Source organism: Acidobacteriota bacterium (genome assembly GCA_028874215.1).
Lineage (GTDB): Bacteria > Acidobacteriota > UBA6911 > RPQK01 > JAJDTT01 > JAJDTT01.
On record JAPPLF010000032.1, the window covers coordinates 17,966 to 40,629 of the forward strand.

The 22,664-nt window shown below is 58.5% G+C and carries 14 protein-coding genes; 9 read left to right on the forward strand and 5 right to left on the reverse strand.

Annotation, left to right across the window (positions count from 1 at the left end; all coding sequences use genetic code 11):
* The first annotated feature begins 9 nt into the window (after positions 1 to 9).
* The 3 genes from OXT71_06480 to OXT71_06490 all read left to right on the forward strand — a co-directional run bounded on the left by OXT71_06480 (position 10) and on the right by OXT71_06490 (position 7,735).
* Positions 10 to 2,496: a hypothetical protein gene (locus OXT71_06480; protein ID MDE2926027.1), complete on the forward strand. Its 2,487-nt coding sequence runs from the start codon at positions 10 to 12 to the stop codon at positions 2,494 to 2,496.
* A gap of 181 nt (positions 2,497 to 2,677) precedes the next feature.
* Entirely contained in the window at positions 2,678 to 5,167 is a 2,490-nt protein-coding gene (locus tag OXT71_06485; GenBank protein MDE2926028.1) for a hypothetical protein, read from the forward strand.
* A gap of 60 nt (positions 5,168 to 5,227) precedes the next feature.
* Entirely contained in the window at positions 5,228 to 7,735 is a 2,508-nt protein-coding gene (locus OXT71_06490; protein MDE2926029.1) for a TonB-dependent receptor, read from the forward strand.
* A gap of 430 nt (positions 7,736 to 8,165) precedes the next feature.
* Here the strand turns inward: OXT71_06490 and OXT71_06495 are convergent, their stop codons facing one another.
* Positions 8,166 to 8,708, reverse strand: a complete 543-nt coding sequence (locus OXT71_06495; GenBank protein ID MDE2926030.1) for a polymer-forming cytoskeletal protein — start codon at positions 8,706 to 8,708, stop codon at positions 8,166 to 8,168.
* A gap of 304 nt (positions 8,709 to 9,012) precedes the next feature.
* Between OXT71_06495 and OXT71_06500 the strand changes: the two genes are divergently transcribed.
* Both OXT71_06500 and OXT71_06505 read left to right on the forward strand, forming a co-directional pair.
* A complete protein-coding gene (locus OXT71_06500) occupies positions 9,013 to 9,366 on the forward strand; it encodes a polymer-forming cytoskeletal protein (protein ID MDE2926031.1) in 354 nt (117 codons plus the stop codon).
* Positions 9,318 to 9,572, forward strand: a complete 255-nt coding sequence (locus OXT71_06505; protein ID MDE2926032.1) for an XRE family transcriptional regulator — start codon at positions 9,318 to 9,320, stop codon at positions 9,570 to 9,572. The genes OXT71_06500 and OXT71_06505 overlap by 49 nt, the downstream gene beginning before the upstream one ends.
* Positions 9,573 to 9,837: 265 nt before the next feature.
* Here the strand turns inward: OXT71_06505 and OXT71_06510 are convergent, their stop codons facing one another.
* The 4 genes from OXT71_06510 to OXT71_06525 form a co-directional block, all read right to left on the reverse strand.
* Positions 9,838 to 10,998, reverse strand: coding sequence for a hypothetical protein (locus OXT71_06510; protein MDE2926033.1), 1,161 nt, complete (start codon positions 10,996 to 10,998; stop codon positions 9,838 to 9,840).
* A 7-nt stretch (positions 10,999 to 11,005) separates the two neighbouring features.
* On the reverse strand, positions 11,006 to 12,409 hold the full coding sequence (locus OXT71_06515) for an MBOAT family protein (GenBank protein ID MDE2926034.1): 1,404 nt from the start codon (positions 12,407 to 12,409) through the stop codon (positions 11,006 to 11,008).
* Position 12,410: 1 nt separating this feature from the next.
* Entirely contained in the window at positions 12,411 to 12,758 is a 348-nt protein-coding gene (locus OXT71_06520; GenBank protein ID MDE2926035.1) for a hypothetical protein, read from the reverse strand.
* 134 nt (positions 12,759 to 12,892) lie between these two features.
* A complete protein-coding gene (locus tag OXT71_06525) occupies positions 12,893 to 14,005 on the reverse strand; it encodes a hypothetical protein (GenBank protein ID MDE2926036.1) in 1,113 nt (370 codons plus the stop codon).
* A gap of 320 nt (positions 14,006 to 14,325) precedes the next feature.
* Between OXT71_06525 and OXT71_06530 the strand changes: the two genes are divergently transcribed.
* From OXT71_06530 to OXT71_06545, 4 genes are all read left to right on the forward strand, one after another.
* Entirely contained in the window at positions 14,326 to 16,704 is a 2,379-nt protein-coding gene (locus OXT71_06530) for a hypothetical protein (GenBank protein ID MDE2926037.1), read from the forward strand.
* A gap of 14 nt (positions 16,705 to 16,718) precedes the next feature.
* On the forward strand, positions 16,719 to 19,307 hold the full coding sequence (locus OXT71_06535; protein MDE2926038.1) for a hypothetical protein: 2,589 nt from the start codon (positions 16,719 to 16,721) through the stop codon (positions 19,305 to 19,307).
* Between the two features lie 101 nt (positions 19,308 to 19,408).
* Positions 19,409 to 20,713 carry a tetratricopeptide repeat protein gene (locus tag OXT71_06540; GenBank protein MDE2926039.1) on the forward strand — a complete coding sequence of 435 codons (1,305 nt, stop codon included), beginning with the start codon at positions 19,409 to 19,411 and terminating at the stop codon, positions 20,711 to 20,713.
* Between the two features lie 134 nt (positions 20,714 to 20,847).
* Complete coding sequence (locus OXT71_06545) at positions 20,848 to 22,434, forward strand: CRTAC1 family protein (protein MDE2926040.1); 1,587 nt, start codon at positions 20,848 to 20,850, stop codon at positions 22,432 to 22,434.
* The last annotated feature ends 230 nt before the right edge of the window (positions 22,435 to 22,664 follow it).

Below are 22,664 nucleotides of genomic sequence, written 5' to 3' on the forward strand. Positions count from 1 at the left end.
GGTGCACCCATGAATCGATGGAGTACGTCCGGACTGCTCAGCGCGATCCTCCTGGTCATCAGCGGCCAGACCTTGGAAGGAACGCCCCGGATCATTCCCACGCCCCAGAATCAGGCTTGGGACCAACAGGCAGTTCGGTTTGAGAAAGGATCGGACTCGACCCGGCTGGTTCTGGCAGAAGGAGCTTCGGCAAAGGAACGTCTGGCGGCCGACCTGATCCGCTCCCAGGAAGTTGGAGTCTTCCCGCCGGCCACGTTCGTGACGGGCGCCGCACCTCAGCCGGTCCCGGGCGGGATCTACCTGGTGGACTGGAGTCGTGACGGCGCTTTGAAAACGCAAGCCGATTCCGTCCTTGAGCCGGCCGATCGAGACCTGCTTTCCGATCCTGCCAAGGCCGAACAAGGGTACGTGCTCAAGGTGGTTCCGGGAAACCCGCCACAGGTCTGGCTCGTCGGTGGAAGCGCCCAGGGCGTTCTCTATGCCGCCGCGTCTCTCCAGCAGGTCATGAAGCGGGCCGGCAGTGCGGTTCTGGTCCCCAACGGCTCTATTCGTGATTTTCCGGATTTTCGCTATCGGGCCGCGGCCGATTGGTTGCTGTTGGCGGAAATCAACCGCTGGTCCTATGACTGGGGTGACGGCAAGCAGGCCTATGTCCAGCGCATCAAGAGGAAAATCGACTTCTGTCTTCGCTACAAGATCAACCTGGTTTTCTTCGACGGGTACGGGTGGAACCGGGAGAAGTTTCCCGGCTACTCGAGAATGATGAGGGAGTTGAACGCCTACGCCAGAGCGCGGGGCATCAAGCTCCTGTTTGCCGGGTACGGCGCCAACTACGGCCGTATCGTCCGGCCCGAACACAATGTGGGCAAGGTCTGGTACAACCGCGATCACTATCCGGACGGAACCATCTATTCCTGTTTCGGAGAAAACCGTCCGGGGCGTGGGATCGTGGGAACCTGCCGCGGGAACGACGAGCTGAACCGGCTCAAAGCCGCCGAGATGGCCGACTTTGTCCGCTCCGTAGAGCCGGGAGCGCTCTACATCCATCATGAAGACCGCGGAATCGGTGATCCCAACATCGACTATCACCTGACCAACTACGAACTCTGGGTCACCTGGAAGAAGAGATGTTTTCGTTGTCGCGAGAAATGGCCCAACGACAGCCTCCTCACCAAAGACGGCGGGGCCGGAGGCGTGGCTCATGGTTACAACGAGCTCCTGCGGGCCATTCGAAGCGTCAAGAATGCCGACTCCGGTTATGACGCCGCCCGCGACTGCACCGTCATGTTCCTCAGTCCCGGTTACAACCCGTTTCCGACCCTGCCCACCGACTGGGAGAACCACCTGATCTTCTGGGAAAACGTGGTGTCGCTGCTTCCCGACGACGAGAATTTCGAGATCGGCTTCCGGGAGGTCTTCCCCCAGCAGGAAACCGATGTGCGGTGGCTCGATGCCTATCGCCAAAGGTTGGGAAGCCAAGGCCTGAACAACCGCACCTTCCTTTTCTTTCTGGGCGGAGCCGATCTTTATTCAAGGGATTCCTTCAACTACCCCTTTGCAGGGACCGCGGCCATGAACGGGATCTTCAAGGGAGCCGAGACGATCTACAATTTCAGTGGGGCCGGCTTCCAGGAGCCGCTTCAGCTCTTCAATGCGGAGTACAGCTGGAACGTCGATGCCCCCGGCCATGTCATTCCGACCCGCTATGAGGAGACCCGATCGACTTGGCGGGCGTTGATGAACAATCGGAATCTGCCACCGGAGATCACCGGCCCCGCCGGGTTTCTCTCCGAGGCCTTCCGACAGCTCTACGGCGACGATGCGGGCGCGAAAATGCACCGGATTTTCAACTTCTACCGGAGTCAGCGCCGGATGGAAGTGCCGGAAGGGATCGGCCGCACGATCATGGCCACCCACTACGACCGGACGGTGGACCAGGTCTACGGAAGTGAAATCGATCTTCTGGTCCCGGTGGCGGCCGAGAGACTGTATCCCCTCTCGATCCTCTGGAGAATTCTGGCCATGGACCAGGAATCAGGAGGCCCGGAATTGTCGGCGCGCGCCACGGAACTGACGACGCTCCTGGGTATCGGCGCCGTGGAATGGCAGAACCGGTGGGCGGAACTCTGGCAGGCCTACGACGAAGTCAACGCCGAAGCGGTCGCGCTTGTGTCCGAAGTGCTCGGGACCTCCGATCTCCGCGCCGATGCCCGCCCCGACGTCGAATACCTGCGCAAATGTCTGCGAGTGGGACGGGGTTTCTCCAGGGTTTTGAATCGCTACCATGAGGCGCTGGCGGCTTCGCTGGATAAAAAGGGCCGGGACGTCGTGGCCCCCCTGGTCGCGCGGACCGGGAACGAACTGGACGCATTGGAATCGCTCCTGGATCGGGACTTTGCGTTTGACACCGTCGATCCACTGGGCGGAGACCAAGCCACCTGGCTGGAGGGCCTGCACCAGATCAAGGCGCGCCTTCAGGACCTATCGACGGACTAAGCGGAGCGGCGGTTTCCCAACCGCCGAACTCCCGAGTATCAAGGTGGCAACGGAAGAACGAGCGATTGGAAATCCCCCCTCCTCGTGTGGAGCGGCGGTTTCCTAACCGCCGAACTCCGATGTGACAACTTGGCGACGAAGAATGGGCGATTTGAAATCGCTCATTGGAGGAGATCAAGCAATGTCCCAGAAACTGTTTCTCACAGCGGCTGCGGGAATGTTCCTGATGCTGGCCCAAGCCTGTCGGTCTTCCGAAGACGATTCGGCTCGGCTGCCCTACGTAATCCCGGACCCGCAATCGATGGTTGTGGCCGGCGACCCCGTTCTCATCCCTGAACGCCCGGGAAGCGTCGCCATCGCGCTACCCGACAATCCATCCCCCAAACTGCAGTTGGCTGCTCAACTCATACGGGAACGGCTCGCCGAATTGTCAGGCACTAACGGCCTGGCATCCACCGGGCAATCCGCAAACCCGGCTGAAGAAGCCGCTCTGACCATTCGTCTCCAGGTTTGGCGAGACGGGCAGATTGCCCTGTCCAACTCGGTGAATCTGGACAGCGAAGACATCAGCGTTCTCCGCGATACTGCAGAAACAGAACAGAGCTACGTCATCCGAATCGCAAAACAAGACGCGTACCTGGTGGGCACCACCGATCAGGGAGCCCTCTATGCGGCGGCGACCCTGATTCAACTGTTGGAATCCCGCTCCGGCCGCCTGGAACTGGCGCGAGTTCACATCCGCGACTTCCCGGATATCCAATACCGCGAGGCGGCCGACTGGTTGCAGAACGTGGAGGGCAACCGCTGGGGATATGACTATGGAGACGGTGAGGCCAACTTCATCCGGCGGATCAAGAGAAAACTCGACTTTTGCCTGAAATACAAGATCAACGCAGTGACCTTCGACGGTTTCGGCTGGACGCTGGAACCGGAGTACGCGGCTCTGATGCGATCCATCAACAAGTATGCCAGAGAGCGCGGCATCCACTTGTTCTTCGGGGGATATGGCGCCGGTTACGGGTTGGGAACCTACCAGGGCTTTTTCAACACCCCTGCCTACCGCGGGAAACTCTTCTACAATCGCCGATCGTATCCGGACGGGGAGATCTACTCCTGTATCGGCATGGCCCATGAGAACGAGCGGTTCCCGCCCCGAACCCTGGGCACCTGCCGCAGCAACGAAGCGTTGAACCGGCTCAAACAGGAGGAACTTGCCGCTTTTGTAAGGTCCGTTGAGCCCGGAGCCCTGTACATCCACCACGAGGATCTCAGCAACTATCCGGACACTCAGGTCGAATGGATGGTTCGCGCTGAAGGCTGCCGGAAACGCTGGCCCAACGACGATCTGAAGGCGATGGACGGCGGGGCGGGAGCTCTCGCCCACGGGTACAATACGCTGCTGGACGCCATCTTTTCGGTCAAAAACGAGGAATCCGGCTACGACGCCTCCAGGGACTGCATCGTTGTCCTGATTTCACCCTCCTACATGGCCTTCGGAGTGGGAGAGACACCCCGCCATCACGACTCCATTGAAGCGGCGCGCCAGGATTGGAACAACGTCCAGGAACTCTGGGTGAACATCTTCAAGCAGCTAAAGCATCAGGGGCCCAGGGTTCAGGGCGGATTTCGAGAGATGTTTCCCTTCCAGGGGCCGGAAGACACCTGGCCTCTTCGTCTGCACGAGAAACTGCGCGAGCTGGGCTTGAATTTCGGCAGTTATGTTTTCGTGGTGGAGGGAGCCAACTACTACAATTCCGATTCCACCTTTATGGCAGCCCCTGTTGCCAGCACCAGTTTTGCCGGGGCCACCACCCTGTACAACTTTTCAGGCACCTTCGCACAGGAACCGCAGCAACTTCTCAATGCCGAGTATGCGTGGAATCTCAAGGCCCGGGACTTCTTCCTGCAGCCGACCATCCAGGTCGAAACCGAGCGCCGTCTCCGGGAGTACCAGGAGAACCTGGTTGAGCCGGAAGAGATCTTCTCGGAATCAGGTTTTCTGGGTGAAGCCTGCCGCGAGCTCTATGGCGACGAAGCGGGCGGGTACATGTATCAGTACTTCCGGCGCTCCCGCGAGCAGCGGGAGTTCGCTTCTCCCGGCTATTACCAGGAGGGCCATGGCCGCTGGACGCTTTCCAAGATCTACCCCATGAACACCATGTTTTACAACTTGGCCAATGCGCAGCGAACCTGGGAGAAGAACTTGGCCGATACCCAGATCGGGAAAACTCTGGTTGGTTTCGCGCGGAACGCCGGTGGCGGTCCGGACATCTCAACTCAGGATCTTTATCGAAAACTGGAGGGAATCTGGAGACTGCGTGCGGAAGTGACCCGCGAGGCGAAGGCGGATGTGGAGAAGGCGCTCCAGGTGGCCGGGTTGACGGCCGGTAACAAGGAAGACTTGAGTCATCTTTCCAAGCGCCTTGAACTCGGGTACCGGTTCTCGGCCGCTGTAGCCGCTCTTTATCGTGTCTACCAATTCCACCATGACGCCGACACCGATTCCGTCACCAAGGCGCTGGAAGAGTCGAAACGCCTCGTCGCTGATGTCGAGAGCTTCAAGGACGAGACCTTTACTTTCGCAATGACGGACCCCAGCGGCGGAGACCAGTCCTCCTGGCAGTTCTACATCGACTCCATGCGGGACAAGCTGGACGAGCTGAAGTTCTGATTCCGGCGGATTATTTCCTTTTTCCGACAGAGATCACAGCTACAGGGCAGTTGAGCGCCAATGGCCGGTCAAGGCCTGTTTTTCGGAGTCCTCCTTTTCTTTTTCCCCGTCTGCACCATGGGTGAGAGTCCCGCAACTGCCGAGAGTGCCACAGTCAATTGCGACGATTCGACCCCGGAGGACGAAGATGAAAATAAGCACGTAAAGCTTTTGATCAGAGTCCTTGATGAGACTGGCCAGGCTGTCGAAGGCGCCCAGGTGACACTGGTCCACCAAGGAACCTTATCCGTGTCGAAAGCAAAAACAGACTTGATTGGTCAATGCAAGTTCATCAACCTGGCTCGCTCCTCCTACCGGCTTCAGGTTGAAAAGAAAGGCTTCTATGTCGCACACCGTGATCCTGTACCGGTCCCCGAAACAGAAGCTGTAGAAGTCACACTCAATCACTACAGAGAGGTCTCCGATGGCGTGGATGTGGTTTATACCCCATCGTCCATAGATCCGAGTCAGACCGTTAGCAGCGAATCCCTGGACGCTAGAGAAATAGTAAACCTCCCCTACCCGACAACCCGGGACGTCCGAAACGCCTTGCCGTTCCTCGCCGGCGTGGTCAAGGACAACAACGGACAAATCCACGTCAGGGGATCGGCGACCTATCAGACTCGTGATCAATTGGATGGATTCAATGTCACTCATCCAGCCGGCGGCACACAGCGCCTTCGATTCAGTCCCGATGCCGTCCGGTCGATTCAGGTTGTGGACAGCCGCTACTCGGCTGAGTACGGGAAAGCATCAGGTGGGATCGTCAACTTTACGACTGCGACAGGAGACGATCGGTATCGCTTTTCGGCGACCAATTTCATTCCTTCTTTTCAAGACCGCAAGGGCGTACATATCAACGCCTGGACACCGAGGATGAATTTTTCCGGGCCGCTCCGCAAAGGTACAGCCTGGTTCTTTCTGGGGTTGCAGGGCGAGTACAACTTGGACGTTGTAAGGGAATTGCCTCAGGGTCAGGACCGAAACCGCGCCTGGCGATGGAACAATCTGGCCAATGTCCAAATCAATCTGACGCCATCCAACATTTTGACTGCGGGATTTCTTGGCAATCGATATGAATCCGATCACCTGGGTTTGTCTCGATTCGATCCGTTGGAGACGACTCGCCGGCGCAGGGACCAAGCCTACCTGGTGACGTTGAAGGACCAGATCTACCTTTCCGGGGCTCTGTTGGAGATCGGATTTGCCGTGAACGAGTTCACGACCAACGAGCAGCCACTCGGTGACTCTCCGTACCAGATCAAACCTGGCGGCAGTGGAGGAAACTTTTTCAAGCAGGCCGAGGAAGACGCTCAACGTCTTGAGTGGATCGCGAATTTCACCTGGCCAACCCACCATTGGCATGGGCGGCACCAGTTCAAAATCGGAACAGATCTTGATCGCATCGGTTTTCAGAAATCGGAAAATCGGCGACCCATACTCGTTTTTCGCGAAGACGGCACCCTCTCCCGGGAAACGACGTTTACGGGAGGTTCGGACATCGACCGAAACAACTGGAAGGTTGGCCTGTTTGGGCAGGATCGTTGGTCATTGTCAGATCGCTGGTTGCTGGAACTGGGACTGCGATTCGACTGGGACAAGACGATTCGGCAACCGCTGATTTCCCCTCGCCTGGCCTCGAGCTACCTGTTGACTGACAACGATAGTAGCCAGGTGACGGGAGGAATCGGGATTTTTTATGACGCGACGAACCTGAACATTCTAAGTCGCCCCGCCGCAGGTCGACGAATTGACCAGGTCTACGCCGAGGACGGCACATCTCCAGTCGGACAACCCATTGAAACCAGGTTGCTTGCAAATCAAGAGACCTTGAGGGCACCCCGATTTCTGAACTGGAGTTTGGGCCTGGAGCAGAGATTGCCCGCCGGAATCTATCTGCACGGGGAATACCAGCAGAAGAGAGGCAGAGACGGACTGGCTTTCATTCAACAAAGCCGGCAGCCAACAAGCTGGCCCAGGACCCTTGAGCTGCGCAACGTCCGCAAAGACCGCTACACAGCGATTCAAATCACGGTGCGGCACACAATTGAAAATCGATCCAGCTTTTTCACTTGCTACACTCGCGCGAGCAGCCGTTCCAGTCATGTATTCGAGTTCGATATCGACAACATCATTGTCGGGTCTCAGGCTGAGGGTCCGCAGCCTTGGGATACTCCCAACCGTGTTATTGCATGGGGTTGGCTGATTTTGCCAAAGGACCTGCAGCTCGCCTATTCGTTGGAATGGAGGGATGGGTTTCCGTTCAGCCTGGTCAATGAAGACCAGGCCCTTGTAGGACTGCCCAATTCACGGCGCTATCCCTACTACTTCTCGTTAAACATCCATGTGGAGCGTCGAATCCGGCTGCTGGGTCGCCATTGGGCTCTGCGAGTGGGCTTCAATGACGTGACAGGCCGCGAAAATCCTACAGTGGTGGACAATAATGTGGATTCGCCGAATTTCATGACCTTTGGAGCAGCCCAGGGGCGAGCGCTTGTGGCCCGACTCAGATTGATCGGGCGAACGTAGCTTGCAAATTTCCTCAGAGCGGGATTCCTGTCCTTTCCGGTTTGTTCTGCAAGACAGGGAGGGCTGTTAGTCGACGTAGTCACTGCTTGAGGGGTGCTCAGTCGCAAGAGAGGGGACTGTCCTTCTCTCTTGCGTGGCGGAAATCGAACTGAGCACGCTGTGCGAACGATGCCCGGACCGCCGCATTCCCAGCCTGGCCCGGATGAAACGCGAGATCGAGGCTTGGGTCGTGGATCGGAATCAACGGCAAACCGAGATCAACTGGCACGAGAAGACAACCGAGCCTGTTGCGCTGGATGGATTCGCGGCGCTACGTGCGGTGTGGACGCGACACTCGAATAGTTGAGACGCTTTGTGACCGCTGCCGCCGCCAGATCGTGATCGCGTACTCGCGGGAACGGGCCGAGAAGAGAGACGGGCAACTCCGACTCTATTGACGTCCCTGTCCTGGGACAGGCATGACGGTCCGGCCGTTGGACGGCAAGGGTTTCGATGATGCGGGATCATTCGTCCTGTGCCCCTGACGGATGGTCAATGGAACCGAGATATCGCTCGCCGAGCGGTGTTTGGCAGCGACCTCGACGCGACCTCTGAACTCACACCCTTCGTCCATGCTGACCCGGACCGTGGTGAGGTCACCGTGGACCACTCCGGAGGGACCCAGAGAGACCACTTCTTCTCCCTGAAGGTTGCCTTCGACATGACCCTCGATCCGAATCACCCGGGCCAGGATATCGCCCTGGACCCGACCGTTGCGGCCCACCGTGACGGTGTGCCCGGAAAGCGACACCGTACCGTCGAACCGGCCATTGATGGTCAGGTCCTGAGTGCCGCTCACCTCTCCTTTGAAGACGAGGGCTTCCCCGATGAGGGCATGTTCTACAGATTCGCCGGCAGGATCGTACAAGACCGAGGCCGGAGGCCCGGAGTCTGGGGAAGAAATCAAGGGCTTCCGGAGCTTTGTTCTCCACATGGTGGAATCGAACGGACGACGAACAAGACGGACGATAGCAGGTCTCTATGACGTAATCATGTCTCACATGAGGACGAGACTAAGGAAGATCAACACCATGTCTCGCCGGCTGGCGGCTCTGGAAGGGTCCGCCGAACCCCCCGGACGGCGGGCCGGCTACACGGATGGGACGTAGACGGCCACCAGCGTCTGGTGAATTTGCCCGCGTCATGGCATCCTGACACATCGACTGATGGTGCCGCCTCGTGTTTTACCCAACTCTCTGAAACAGGAGTCCGGCCGCCGCCGGTAGCAGAAGAATAGGATGTCAGATCTCCAAGAGCCGGAAAATCCCGAGAAACGATCCGTTATCGGGTCTGCCATCAACATCCAGGGGGAAGTGAGCGGACGTCAGGATCTGCTCATTCGTGGTCGAGTCGAAGGGCGAATATCACTCCCCGGGTGCTCCCTCATCGTGGAGCGGGAAGGCCGGGTCAAGGCCGATCTGGAGGCGAAAGTGATTCGGATCGACGGTCATGTGGCCGGGAGCGTTCAGGGAGAAGAACAGATCCGCGTGAAGGGTCGCGCCCGAGGCGATCTGAGCGCTCCTAAAGTGATTTTGGAAGAGGGGTGCCACTACTGCGGCACCGTCGAAACGGGCAGCCAAACTTCGCGATAGGCGGCGCTAAGGGGCTTTCAACCCGCAAGGCCGAGGGTCGTACCGGCGTCAATCATGCGGACTTTACCCGCATTCGCAACGTACAGCTTGACCGTTTCACCATTGACCGGCTGATAACCGTCCTCAATAGGCTCGGCCAGCGCGTAGACGTGCGAATCGAGGTTCATCCGCGTGGGGCCGCTGAAGAAGCGCCCGCGCACCGTTGAGAGCCTTTTCCCGTTCGCCTTGAGGTGGCGGGTGAGAATACGAGCCGAATGTAGAAATCGAATTTCTTGTCCGTCTTGACTCTTGCTTCGCGGGAGTCCGGCGGCTAGGAAACCGCCTCCCCATGAGGAAGGGTGATTTCCTAATCGCCCGGTCCTGTTCGCATGGCCCTCCAACTCAGGAATCGGCGGTTAGGAAACCGCCGCTCCACATGTCGTAACCTGAATGAAAGACAGGACATTCCGTTGGCCGGGATTTCCCAGGCGCCTATTGGCGGCTCGAATTGGAAGGAATCGAAATCTTCTGCCAGCCCTCCAGTCCGAAGCGCAGGTCCCTCTCCACAAACTCCCAAACGACTAGTTTCTTGTCCTCCAGCAGGTCGGGGTTTCTGCTCAACTGCTGCCGGACCAACGTGGACGCTCCTCCGTCATTGACGATCGACGCGACCGGACGTCTCAGGTTCCTGGCGAGATGCGCCAGAAAGCCCGCCGCTTTGGGGTTGTCGGTCTGGTAGATCCTCAAGAAGCTGTCCCCGAGGACGAGGACCGGGGAATCGGGATCGTCCTGGTAGAGGTTTCCAGTATCCGACTCGAACACTTGCCGGCAGGTGACCTCCTGGGGAGGAAAGAGCCTTTCGATCGATGGTGAACGGGCCATTCTGAGAATGTCGCTGCGGCGCGCGGCTATAACCGGCTTTTGAGCGTATTCCTTCGAACCCGCGGTCACCCAACCCTCTCTCAAGACTCTCTGCGCCACGGCCTGAGCGGCCAATCCGGCTCCCTCCGGCGTCCAATGCGTGTCTTGCGAGAGATAGAGGGGCTCTCCGTTGGTTGAGCGGTCCCGCCGTCGCTCCTGGTGGAAAGTCCCAAAGAGATCGATGGTTGGTATCCCCGCGTCGTTCAATTGGGAGATGAACTCCAGCGTATGCGAGGAATCCGCGATTCCTTCGGGGTCAGCTCGAGAACTGACCCGTTCGGGATAGATGCTGGCCTTGCCGGGGACCGGCACCACCAACAGTTGGATTCCGCGGTCGGCCAACTGCCGGTGAAAGTCAATGATGGCGGCGAAGGGATCCTGGAAGTCGGGTTGCCGATCCTTGCCGGGCGGGAAGGATTCGACCAGGAAACGGACCGTGGGAAGATAGAACAGCCAGCCGTCGCGCCCGACCAAGACGTTGCTCCCGGGTTCCCCGGACAGTGGGAACCAGATGTTCCGCGCCAATGAGCGGGAGTTGCGGGCGAACCAGGAGGTCTCCTCGATTTCGTCCTCGACATCTCTGAGATGCTGCTCCGCAGGCACGTTCAACACCAATTCGGCGACGACAGGCCGATCACCCTGTGTCCACTCGAACACGACCTGAGATGCGGGAACGAAGCCGATCACGGCGAAAAATGCCGTCACCAGAAATCGGTATTTCAGTTCCACCATGGATGCCTCAAAACTGAAAATAGAGAAAAGGATTGAAGGCTTGACCGGACATCACTATCAGGGAGCCCAGGAAAAGGCATAGCAAGGCCATGACTTTTGGCCAGGAAAGACGGCGGGTCCACGGCTCGGCCTCGGCGGCTCCGAAGGCGAACACGCCTGCGACGGCAAAGATGAGAAGATTGGCCGGAGTGAAGATCTGGGCCGAGAGCAGCGCTGCTGAAGCCTGTTCGGAATGGAAGCCGAACATGAAGCCCAGATAGTCTCCCGCCTGGCCCAGGTTTGGGGCGCGAAAGAGGACCCACGAGAAAAGGACCAGTACGAAAGTCGCGCCCTTTCTGGCGGGAACCGGCAGGAATGCATAGAAACTGCCCTTGCCGTTCCATCTCTCCAGGCCCAGCAGGGCTCCGTGGTACGCCCCCCACACCAGAAAGGTCCAGCCGGCTCCATGCCAGAGCCCCCCGACCAGCATCACGATCATTAGATTGACGTAGGTGCGGGAGGGACCCTTCCGATTTCCCCCCAGTGGGACGTACAGGTAATCCCGCAGGAACGTGGAGAGCGAGATGTGCCACCGTCTCCAGAACTCGGTAATGCTTTCGGCGCGATAGGGAGAGGCGAAATTCCTGGGGAAGTCAAAGCCCAGGATGCGTCCCAGTCCGAGAGCCATATCCGAGTAACCGGAAAAGTCAAAGTAGATTTGGAAGGCGTAGGCGGTCACGCCGAACCAGGCTTCCAATGCTCCTGCGGATTCAGCCCAGAACACGGCATCGGCAACGGCGCCGATGGGATTTGCCAGCAGGATCTTCTTGGAAAACCCGAGAATGAAAAGCGAGGCCCCGGAAGCGAGCCTCTCCCAGTTGTGAGTCCGCCGAACCAGTTGGGCGGCAATCGTGCGGTAGCGGACGATCGGCCCGGCAATGAGTTGAGGAAACAGGCTGACGAAGCAAGCGAGGTCGGTGAACGACCGGACTGCCGGCGCGCGGCCCCGGTAGACGTCGATCGTGTAGCTCATGGATTGGAAGGTGTAGAACGAAATGCCGATGGGAAGCGTGATGTGGAGGATCGAAAAGGTCTCGGATCCAACCAGATTCAGCAGGGTGTTCAAGTTCTCGCCGAAGAACATGTAGTACTTGAAGAACCCCAGCAGCCCCAGGTTGGCGGTGATCGAACACACCAGCGCCGCGGTTTTTCCCCGTGTCGAGGTGGCCGGATTCGAGATGGTCTTGCCGCACAGATAGTCCACGATGGTCGAGGCCAGCATCAGAAGCACGAACCACGGCTTCCACCATCCGTAGAACAGATAACTGACGAAGATCAGGAAAAGGTTGCGGAACCGGGGCGGTATCAGCCAGTAGCTGAACAGGACGAGTGGCAGGAAGTAGAAAACAAAGATATGAGAAGTGAAGACCAAGCTATTCTATGACCAGGTTGGCCCAGACCGACCAGTAGCGGGTCCCGTCTTCCTGGAACTTGTCGATCACACCCCCCATATAGTGGTCATCGAGTGGCTCCTCCAAGGCGAGACGATGCAGGTCTCCCTCCTTGAATCGCCGTACGGTGCCACCGACTTTGCCCGAGAACTCATTCTCAGCATCAGAGCGCGGTTTCAGCGGATTGTAGTGGGCCACCAGGATGTTCCTGGAACCGACCTGCCCGCGATGGACTGCCCGGACTTGGTATTTCAGGACGTAGGCATAGTCGTAGAGATCGTTGGGCGGGAACTTGCCGGGAATCTCCAGGAGTTCGGCGGTAATCTCCACACTTCCCGCAGTGGTGATCTCAGCATCGATTCCGGAAAGTTGCTGAGGTCCGCTGCACGCAGGCCATGACAGCGCCATCAGGAACAGACCGGACGTGAAGGAACGTCCACCGGAAGAAAGCTTTATTTGCGGTCTCACTTCCGTCGAACTTCAGAGTAGGTCCAATGGGGCTCCCAGGATTCGGGCAGATGCAAGACGGGTCCGTCCTTGGTTGCCGCGTGCAGTTTGCGCAAGGCCTTGCTTTCGCCGCCGATGGTCGGAGCGTCACTCAATCGCATCAGCGCCATGGGGGCGCCTTGTCGACGCACTCCTGCCTGATCCGTCTGTGACCGCATCACCTTGAGGTCTTCTTCAGGGGATCGCGTAAAGAGAACATAGTTCCCGTCGGGAGATATCTGGCCCCCGTAGATATGACGGCCATCCTCGCCATAGACCAAGTTTCGGTTTTGTCCGGTCTTGTCAGCCATCCAGAGTTGGGTCCACCCATGTTCGAGCTTTTGACCGGAGCGGCGAGCCATTTCACCCCCGTCCATGACTTCTTGATTGGCAGGACGGTGAGAATAAACCAGACGCCCGGAATCGGGAAACCAGTCGCCGGTGCAACAGCCGGGACCGCTGACCGAGTGCAGCGTCCCCGAATTGATCTCAATCTGCACGACGCCCCAGGCATCTCCTCGTCGATTTGCGGGGCCGCACAACATAGTCCCGTCCGGGGACCAGAACAGTTGTTGGTAGATGCCCTGGCGCGGCATCTTGCTCACCTGTGATCCGGTCTCGAGGTCATGGATCCGTATCCCATCCTTGTACAAGCAGGCGATCTGCTTTCCGTCCGGACTCCACGAGGCCCACGGGTATTCGCCTCGGCCGCCCAATTCAGCCGCGTGACTCCCATCGGAACTGGCGATGACGAGAGATCCTTGCAGACCCCAGTTGAGATGGTGAAAGGTGGAGCCGACGGCCAGCCGGCGGTAGAGCAGTTTTTTCCCGTCCGGGGAGAACCGCGCCCCCATTTCGTGCTGATCGGGTGAACTTGTCAGATTGAGTCGCCGGCTGCCGTCCGGACGGCTCATGAAAAGGTCCCAGTCGCCGCTCTCCGCGCGGGCGCTGTAGATGATCCACCCTTTTTCCCGCACCTCGTTGGCCAGGGCATCGACGCGCGGGTCCGCAGCGGACAAGTGCCCGAAGAGCATGGCGGGCAGGACGATGCCCAGTTGTAACAGTTTGCAAATGCGAGGTTTAAATGTCACCGCGACGTGCCTCCAGTGACGAGACTGCCCACTACGATAGACCGGGGACCGGGTGAAGTCCACCATGATCTCCGGCACCTCACGTGACCAAACGGACTTGGGTGCCCCGAATCCACGAATCACTCCGGCAACGGAGCCTGAAATCTTTCGGGATTGATCCATTCAACAGCACCGACTGCCAGGAACGCCTGTTGGGCGTCGTCCAAGACATCCAGCAGCCGTGTGGACATCACCTGGTCCCCGTTCTATCTTGGTGGGAAATCTCGTTGGTGGGGCAGGCTCCCATGCTCCGGAAAAACGAATCAGATGGAGGCATCGCGATGAGGCAAGCCGTTCTCATTCTGTTCTTGTTTACCCCCTCGATCGTCCTTCACGGAGAAGATTCAGGCGTTTTGCCGACGCCTCAGGATTTTCAGCGGACACATGGCGCCATCTCCCTCAGTGGGGAAGTTACGGTCGACTACCTCTTGCCCGCTACGCCGTCCGAAAAGCTGGAAATCGCCGTCGGCTTGATCGACGGGGCCCTGCGGGACGCGGAAGTGGAGATCACACCGCAACGTTACGGCTTGTCGGAACAACAATCAGGCGGTGATTTGAAGATCCTGCTTGCCTCCTATGCCGACTGGACACGCCCAGGCGGCTCGGCCCGGCGTGACGTATTGAGCTTCAGTGACCGCGAGCTTTTGAGTTCCCCAAGCGCAACCGGCCAGGAATATGTCCTCTGGGTCGATCCGGCCAATCGAAGCATTTACTTGATCGGTTCCGGAGACCAGGGCGTTCTCTACGCAGCCGTCTCTCTGGCGCAGTTGATCCAGGGCGCGGCCGGTGAGATCCGGATTGAAGGTTGTCAGATCAGGGACCATCCCGACTTCGAATACAGGCTGGCTGCCGACTGGCTGATGAACGTTGAAATCGATCGGTGGAGCTATGACTGGGGCGACGGGGTCCAGGCCTATACCAAACGAATCAAGCGAAAGCTCGACCTCTGCCTGCGGCAGAAAATCAACATGGTCCTGTTTCACGGATATGGCTGGGGCACGGATCTGTTCCCCGAATTCCCGGTGATGATGCAGGAACTGAACCAGTACGCCCGTCAGCGGGGCATCCATCTGATGTCCGCCGGCTATGGCGCAAGCTATGGCATGAGCTACCAGGGCGGTCCTCTTTACGAAGAAGCGCCTTATCTGGGCAAGCTCTTCCTGAATCGGGAATCTTATCCCGAAGGGAAGGTGTATGAATGTATGGGATTCCCTTACAAGAGAAAAGGAGGAATGAATCCTCGAACCACAGGCAGCTGCCGGGCCAATGATGACCTCAATCGGCTGAAGGCCGAAGAGTTCCGAAACTATGTGGCGAAAACGGAACCTGGAGCGCTCTATATTCATTTCGAGGATTTCGGGGGATTCAACGGCACGCAGGGCTCCTGGCTGCAGCGCTGTGACCGTTGCCGCGCCCGCTGGCCCAACGACGCCCTGAAGGCTCCGGATGGCGGAGCTGCCGGACTGGCCCATGGATACCGCGAGCTGATCGAAGCCATCTTCAGCGTCAAGAATCCCGACACCGGTTACGATGCCTCGCGCGACTGTGTCATCGTCCCGATTTCGCCCGTCTACATCACGGACTCCCGAGATCCGGCGGATTGGCAGAATGTTATTGAACTCTGGGAAGAGACTGCGCGATTGTTGCCGGCATCAAGAAACATTCAGATCGGATTCCGCGAGATTTTTCCGCAGCAGGATACGGCCAGGAGATTTGTCGACGACTACAACCAGGCGATGGTAAGGGCGGACCGGCCCTTCAAAATGTTCATGTTCTTCTGTAGTGGCGCAAACTATTTCTACAACGACTATCCCGTTACCTCCTCTCCGGCGTTGAACGCCGCGTTTTTGGGAGCCGGCACCATCTATGACGGCGGGAACGGGTTCAACCAGGAACCGCTTCAGTGGATCGACGCCGAATACAGTTGGAACGCCCGGTCCACCGGGTTTTACCGGGACCCGAAGTCCTACGAGACGGCGATGACGATCCGGCTGGACCTTCAACACAATCGAGTTTGGCCGGAAGAGATCTATGGGCAAGGAGGCTTGCTCGAGCGGGCTTGCATCCGACTCTACGGTGAGAAAGCGGCACCCTCGATGGTGCGTTTCAACACCCTCTTCGAGGAAGCCACCGCCGATGAGACGCCGCCGAGAATGTGGCCCAGGCTCTATCCGCTCACGGCCATGTGGCGGAATCTTGCAGTGGATCGAAGGACTTGGGGCGGACAGATTGAGCATGATCGTCTATTGCAGTTCATGAAAGAACACCAACTTTCGGCAGACGATCTTCATTCGCGCCTCATATCCCGCTGGAGGAAGTGGGAACGAGTCACGCGGCAGGGAGCAGGGCTCCTGGAAGAAGCACTCAGAGTGACCGGGCCCTACGAGGAATCCAGGGCCGACCTGGAGCACCTGTTGTCGACCGCACGGCTCGGAGCGGGGTTTGCCGAACTTATTGCCAACCTGCACTCCTATTTCTTGATGGCGCCCGGCGGGGCGAAAGAGGTCCAAAGGGAGTTGATACGCGAACAGGCCGAGCGCCTCGAAGTGTTCGTTCGCAACCAGTTTGGGACGGAGACGCTCCATCCCTCCGGAGGTGAAGTCGGAAGCTCTCTTGCGGCCTTGAAACGAATTCAGGAAGCCGTTTCGTCCGGCAACTGACGAGGAGATTCAGAATGCGGCGTGTCGACAAGACGGTGTTCGCGGCAGCCTTGTCCGTCGTCGTCATTGGGGTGCTGGCGACCCAGCCGGCGTGCCGCCAACAGCCCGTCGCAGGTCCTTTTATTATTCCCGATCCCCAGTTCGTTTCGTTTCAGGAACGGGACATTCTGGTGCCGAATCGAGCGGGGGCCCTGGTGATCGTTCAATTCCCAACTCCCACATTCAAAGAGAATCTTGCTCAAGAAATCATTCTCAACCGGCTCCAGGAATTGGGGGCTGCGCCCGGCATCGCAACGGTGGTTCAGCTTCCTGCCAAAGTGCCGGAAGAGGCGCGAGAAGAGGCGCGAGCCATAATTTTTCTGGTGAACTACCATAGACGGCCCGGTTTCCCGCCGCTGGACGAGGAAGACCGTCAGGTCATCGATGACCCCCGGAATCTCGAACAGAATTATGTGATCCGTACCCAAGGCAATACAGTTTTTCTGGTGGGATCCAACGATCAGGGCCTCCTCTATGCTGCCACGACGCTGATCCAGTTGATCGATCGGCGGGAAGAGGAGATCCGGATCGCGACGGCCCAGATTCGGGATTTCCCCTCTTTCAAATACCGGGTCGCCTCGGATTGGCTGCTCAACAATGAGATCAACCGTTGGGCATACGACTACGGCGACGGCCGCGAGAAGTACCTCGCGCGAGCGAAGAGAAAACTCGATTTCTGTCTCCTCCACAAGATAAACGCGGTTCGTTTCGAGGGCTTTGGTTGGGCCATCGACCGGTCCCCGGGGTACAACTCCCTGATCAGGGAACTGGCAAAGTACGCGAGGCAAAGGGGAATTCGGCTTTTCCACGGGGGTTACGGCGCCGGATACGCGTTGGGCACGTACCAGTTCTTCGGTGGAACCAGCGAAGGAGGGGCGCCTTCCTATCAGGGAAGGATCTTCTACAACCGGGAATCCTATCCGGACGGCGAGATCTACAATTGCCTCGGACATCCTTACGAGGACCAGCAATATTTCGGACGCCTGCCTGCGGATTTCACCCGCGGTTTCGGCACCTGCCGGGCCAACGAACCGCTCAACAGATTGAAGGCGGAGGAACTTGCGGAGTACGTTCGCGCCCTGGAGCCCGGCGGTCTCTATATTCACAACGAAGACGTGGACAACTACCGGGACGCGGAGCCGGAGTGGAAGAATCGCCGCTGTGATCGTTGCCGCAGGAAATGGCCGAATGACGACTTCAAAGCGCCTGACGGAGGGGCCGGCGCAGTGGCTCACGGCTTCAACGCGCTTGTGGACGCGGTCTTCAGCGTCCGGAACGAGGAGACCGGCTATGACGCCAGGAGAGACTGCTTCGTGGGACTGATTTCTCCCGGTTACGTGACCTATGGAACGGGAGAGTCGGAGCTGTACAGCATCAAAACGGTGCCGGAAGCGCACGAAGACTGGAACAATCTATTGGCGCTGTGGACAAACGCCGGCAAGCTTCTGAATTACCAGACGCCTGAGGTCCAGATTGGATTTCGGGAAATCTGGCCGCTTGAAGAGACGCGGGAAAGGTGGATTCCAGCGCTCCAATCCCGGTTCGACAGGCACGGCCTGGAGATCGGGACCTACTTTCTCGTCTTTCAAGGCGCGGATTTCACCTACAACGACTACCCGTTCGTGACGTCGCCGCTGACCAATGTGATGTTCGAGGGGGCAACGACCATCGAAAACAGTTCCGGCTCATTCGCCCAGGAACCGATGCAACTGCTCAACGCAGCTTACGGTTGGAATACCCGAGCGCACGGCATCTTCATTCCCGCGACGACCCACAGTGAGTCGCGACGAAATTACATGCGCGGGACCTTCAATCTGCATGAGCCGGAGGAGATCGTCGGCGAGGACGGTTTTCTGGGCCGGGCCTGCAGGAAGATCTATGGCGAACAGGCGGGCGCATTCATGTATCGGTACAACCGGCTTTACCGAGTCCAGAGCGAGTTTGCCACCGAAAAGGAAAGGGTGAATGAAACCACGCCCCATTGGGCCAGCCGGCGAATCTACCCCATGCACACACTTGCCTATAATTCTGCACGGGCTTCGCGCACCTGGAGGCCGGACCTAGCCGAAGCCGACGGGCGATTGGTGAGCATGGCCCTGGCGGCCGCGGGGGAGGCCACGGAAATTACCGGCGCGGTGCTGCATGACAAACTGTCGAAGGTCTGGAACCTGCGAGCCGCCGTCACCCGGGAGGCGTCGGAGCTGGTTCAGACTGCTTTGCAATCGAAGGACTTGAGACCGGAGGCCAAAGAAGATCTTGAGCACCTGTTCGCCCGCCTCAATCTTGGATACCGGTTTGCCGAAAGCGTGTCGGCTCTGCACGTTGCCTACCGGGATTGCGCAACCAAGAACTCCGACGCCGCCCAAGAGACTCTTCAACGGGCCCGCGATCGGCTTGCCGAAACCGTCACCTTCATGAACGACAATTTCGAGTTTCAGATGACCGACGCCAGCGGAGGGGATCAATCCAGTTGGCGTCATTATCTGACGCTGATCGGCGAGAAGATCGATGAACTCCAGGGTGGTTTGACAGCCGAGTCGGCATATTCCGTGGCACATGGCTGACTGGGCGGAGACCTCACCGGACCATGATTAGCCTGCACCTGCTCCTGGTTGCGGTCAGCACTATATCCTCGCAGCCTCAACAGCCCGACGAGATGCCTTGGTTGACTTCTGTTTGCGCAAGTCCGGTCTCCGAGGGGCCGGGTCAAGTTCACTTCGAATCGGCCAGGTCACTGGAAAGCCGAGGCGACTACAAGAATGCCCTGGCGGCTTATCTGAAGGCGGCTTCTTCGGGCCGGCAGTGGCCCTATTGCCTCTACGTGGCGAGGGTCTACCTCCGGCTCAATGAACCAGGCGCTGCGGAGGAGAACGCCGCAGCCTGCTCCACGCTGGCGCCGGATTGCCCGGCAGCGCAGCTCACGCTGGCCTATGTGCTGGGCGAGAAGGGAGAACACGCTCGATCAGAAGAGGTCGCAGAACGGATCATGGAATCGGACCCGCAAAATGCCGAGGCGTGGTACGTGTCTGGAAGAAACCGTTTGGCCATCAATGACGAGACTCAAGGAGAAACACGGCTTCGCAAGGCGATTGAACTTAATTCCGAACTCGCCCACGCACACCTGGAACTTGGGACTTACTACAGTCAGGAGAAATCCACTTTCGAACAGGCCCTGCGTTCCCTGGAGCGAGCTCAAGCTCTGGGATTGGGAAACTTCAAGCTCCACCTGCAATTGGGAGCTCTTCACCTGAAACGGAACCAGATCAGTACCGCTCTCCGGCACCTGGAGAAGGCTGTCGAATACAACCGGTTGGCTCCGGAGGCATACTATCTTCTCAGCCGCGCCTACAGGAGGTCCGGCGCTTTCAGAGAGTCCGGTGAGGCCCTCGATCGTTATCGAGAGCTGCAAGAGCAGACCAGCCGACTGAACGAAGAGATTGCCAGAAGTCAGAGCCTCTACCAGAAAGGCATGAAACTTCTACAGGAGAGAAGGCTGGAACCTGCTCTGGAAGCATTCCGGGAGGCACTGGGACCACATCCCAATCAGGACATCTGTCACTACGGGATCGCTCAAGTGCTTGCGCTGAAGGGGGACTCCGGGGGCGCCATCGCTGCGCTGCAAAAGGCCATAGAAGCCAGACCGTACAGCGCAGCCTACTATCGTTCTCTCGCCGACATCCTGCAAAGCGTGAAGAGAACCGCCGAGGCCATCGAAGCTCTCAGCCAAGCTGTCAGCTTGGAGCCGGCCAACGGATCGCTCCATAACCAGTTGGGAAACCTCCATTTTGCGGCCAACGCATTCGAGAAGGCGCGGGCCGCCTATGAGAGAGCGATCCAGCTCGACTCCAGGAACGCCCTGTTTCACCTCAACCTCTCATCGGTTCTCCAACGATTGGGAAGAGTGCAGGAAGCCGCACGCCAGAGACAGATTTTTGAGCAACTCCTGTCCACGGGATCGAGTCCAAATTGAGGACGGCCGTTGGACGAAACGCATTCATCTGGTCAAACCTGTTGCTCGTTGCCGCTGGTGCGCCTGCGTCCCAGTCTTCCCCAAACGCCTATTTTTCAGACATCACCGAGCGTGCTGGAATCCGCTTTCGACATGTGAATTCCGCCAGCCCCGAGAAGTACCTGGTGGAAACAATGGGCTCCGGCGTGGCCCTTTTCGACTACGACGGGGACGGCCGGCTGGATATCTTCTTTGTCAATGGCGGACTCGTTCCGGGCGTGACCGATCCTTCACCCGTCCGGCACGCACTCTACCGCAACCTGGGGCAGGGACGATTCCGCGACCAGACCAGCGCCGCGGGAATCAAGGCCAGCCAGGGCTATGGACAAGGGGCTGCCGTGGCGGATTACGACGGCGACGGGGACGAAGACCTCCTGATCACCAACTTCGAAGGACGCAATGTCCTATATGCGAATCAAGGGGACGGGACTTTTGAAGACCAAACCGACGAGGCCGGAGTGGCAGGGGACGGGCGCTGGTCGGCAAGCGCGGCATTCCTGGACTTCGACAACGACGGGGACCTGGATCTCTATGTCACCAGGTACCTCGACCACAACTTCGGCAACAATCGTGTCTGTGGACCGTGGCTGGAGAAGGGCATTCGAACCTATTGCTCGCCCAAGGTCTACGACGGGCTCCCGGACCTGCTCTACCGGAACAACGGAAACGGCACCTTCACCGATGTCAGCGAGCAGGCGGGAATCGCCCGATATGCCGGAAAGAGCCTCGGAGTCGTCGCCGGGGACTTCGACTGGGATGGATGGATCGACATCTACGTCGCGAACGATTCCCAGGGGAACTACCTGTTCAGGAATCTTGGGAACGGTACGTTCGATGAGATCGGCCTCAATATGGGTGTGGCTTTCGATGAGAACGGGGCGCCCCAGGCCGGCATGGGAACCGATATGGCCGACTTCAATGGAGACGGCTTGCCCGATATTGCGGTTACGAATCTGGACGTTGAGTATCTTGCCCTCTACCTGAATCACGACTCTTTCTTCGAGGAGGTCGCGGCCCTCTTCGAAGTCAAATTGGCATCCCGGAATCTGGTGGGTTTCGGTGTTCGATTCCTCGATTTCGACAACGACAGCGACCTGGATATCCTGGCTGTCAACGGACACATCATCGACAACATCGTTCAGATCCGGCCAGGATCATCCTACGCTCAGCCCAAGCTGTTGTTCGAGAATCGGGACGGACGTTTCGTCAACCAGGCAGGTCGGCCTGGTGATCTCTTGTCTCGACCCCAGGTGAGCCGCGGTTTGGCCGTGGGTGACATTGATCAGGACGGGGACCTCGACGCCGTGGTCAGCAACTGTGGCCAAGGTCCGATGCTAATGTCCAACGACCACGGGAATGGAAAGAATTGGCTGGAAGTTCGCCTGAAGGGAATCGAGTCCAATTCGAACGGAATCGGCGCCAGGTTGGAGTTGTGGGTCGGAGACAAGCGGTTTCGAACACAGGTGCTGGGCGGGGCCAGTTATCTTTCAGCCTCACCCTATTGGGTGCACCTGGGGCTGGGAGAACGAACCGAAGTGGATGAGCTGACGATCCGATGGCCATCCGGCACCGTGGATACACTGAAGGGAATTCGGGCCAATCAGCGACTCCAGGTCATAGAGGGCTCTCATGGTTCCTCTCAGAAGCTCTCCCACCGGCCCGGTCCGGCGGACGCCCGGTAGAAAAAGGAAAGGAGGCGGTTTTCTAACCGCCGAACTGGAGCGGCGATTTCCAATCGCCGAACTCCTGACTGACAAACTTGGCGACAAAGATTGGGCGATAGGAAATCGCCCCTCCTTTTTCTTAGAAGCTCCCCCACCGGCCGGGGGCCGGCGGACGCCCGGCAGAAAAAGGAAAGGAGCGGCGGTTTCCTAACCGCCGAACTGGAGCGGCGATTTCCAATCGCCGAACT

Coding starts and splice junctions, on each gene's coding strand:
- OXT71_06535 (MDE2926038.1), top strand. CDS start 16,719: ATGCGGCGTGTCGACAAGACGGTGTTCGCGGCAGCCTTGTCCGTCGTC.
- OXT71_06500 (MDE2926031.1), top strand. CDS start 9,013: ATGTCAGATCTCCAAGAGCCGGAAAATCCCGAGAAACGATCCGTTATC.
- OXT71_06530 (MDE2926037.1), top strand. CDS start 14,326: ATGAGGCAAGCCGTTCTCATTCTGTTCTTGTTTACCCCCTCGATCGTC.
- OXT71_06480 (MDE2926027.1), top strand. CDS start 10: ATGAATCGATGGAGTACGTCCGGACTGCTCAGCGCGATCCTCCTGGTC.
- OXT71_06490 (MDE2926029.1), top strand. CDS start 5,228: ATGGCCGGTCAAGGCCTGTTTTTCGGAGTCCTCCTTTTCTTTTTCCCC.
- OXT71_06510 (MDE2926033.1), bottom strand. CDS start 10,998: ATGGTGGAACTGAAATACCGATTTCTGGTGACGGCATTTTTCGCCGTG.
- OXT71_06485 (MDE2926028.1), top strand. CDS start 2,678: ATGTCCCAGAAACTGTTTCTCACAGCGGCTGCGGGAATGTTCCTGATG.
- OXT71_06495 (MDE2926030.1), bottom strand. CDS start 8,708: ATGTGGAGAACAAAGCTCCGGAAGCCCTTGATTTCTTCCCCAGACTCC.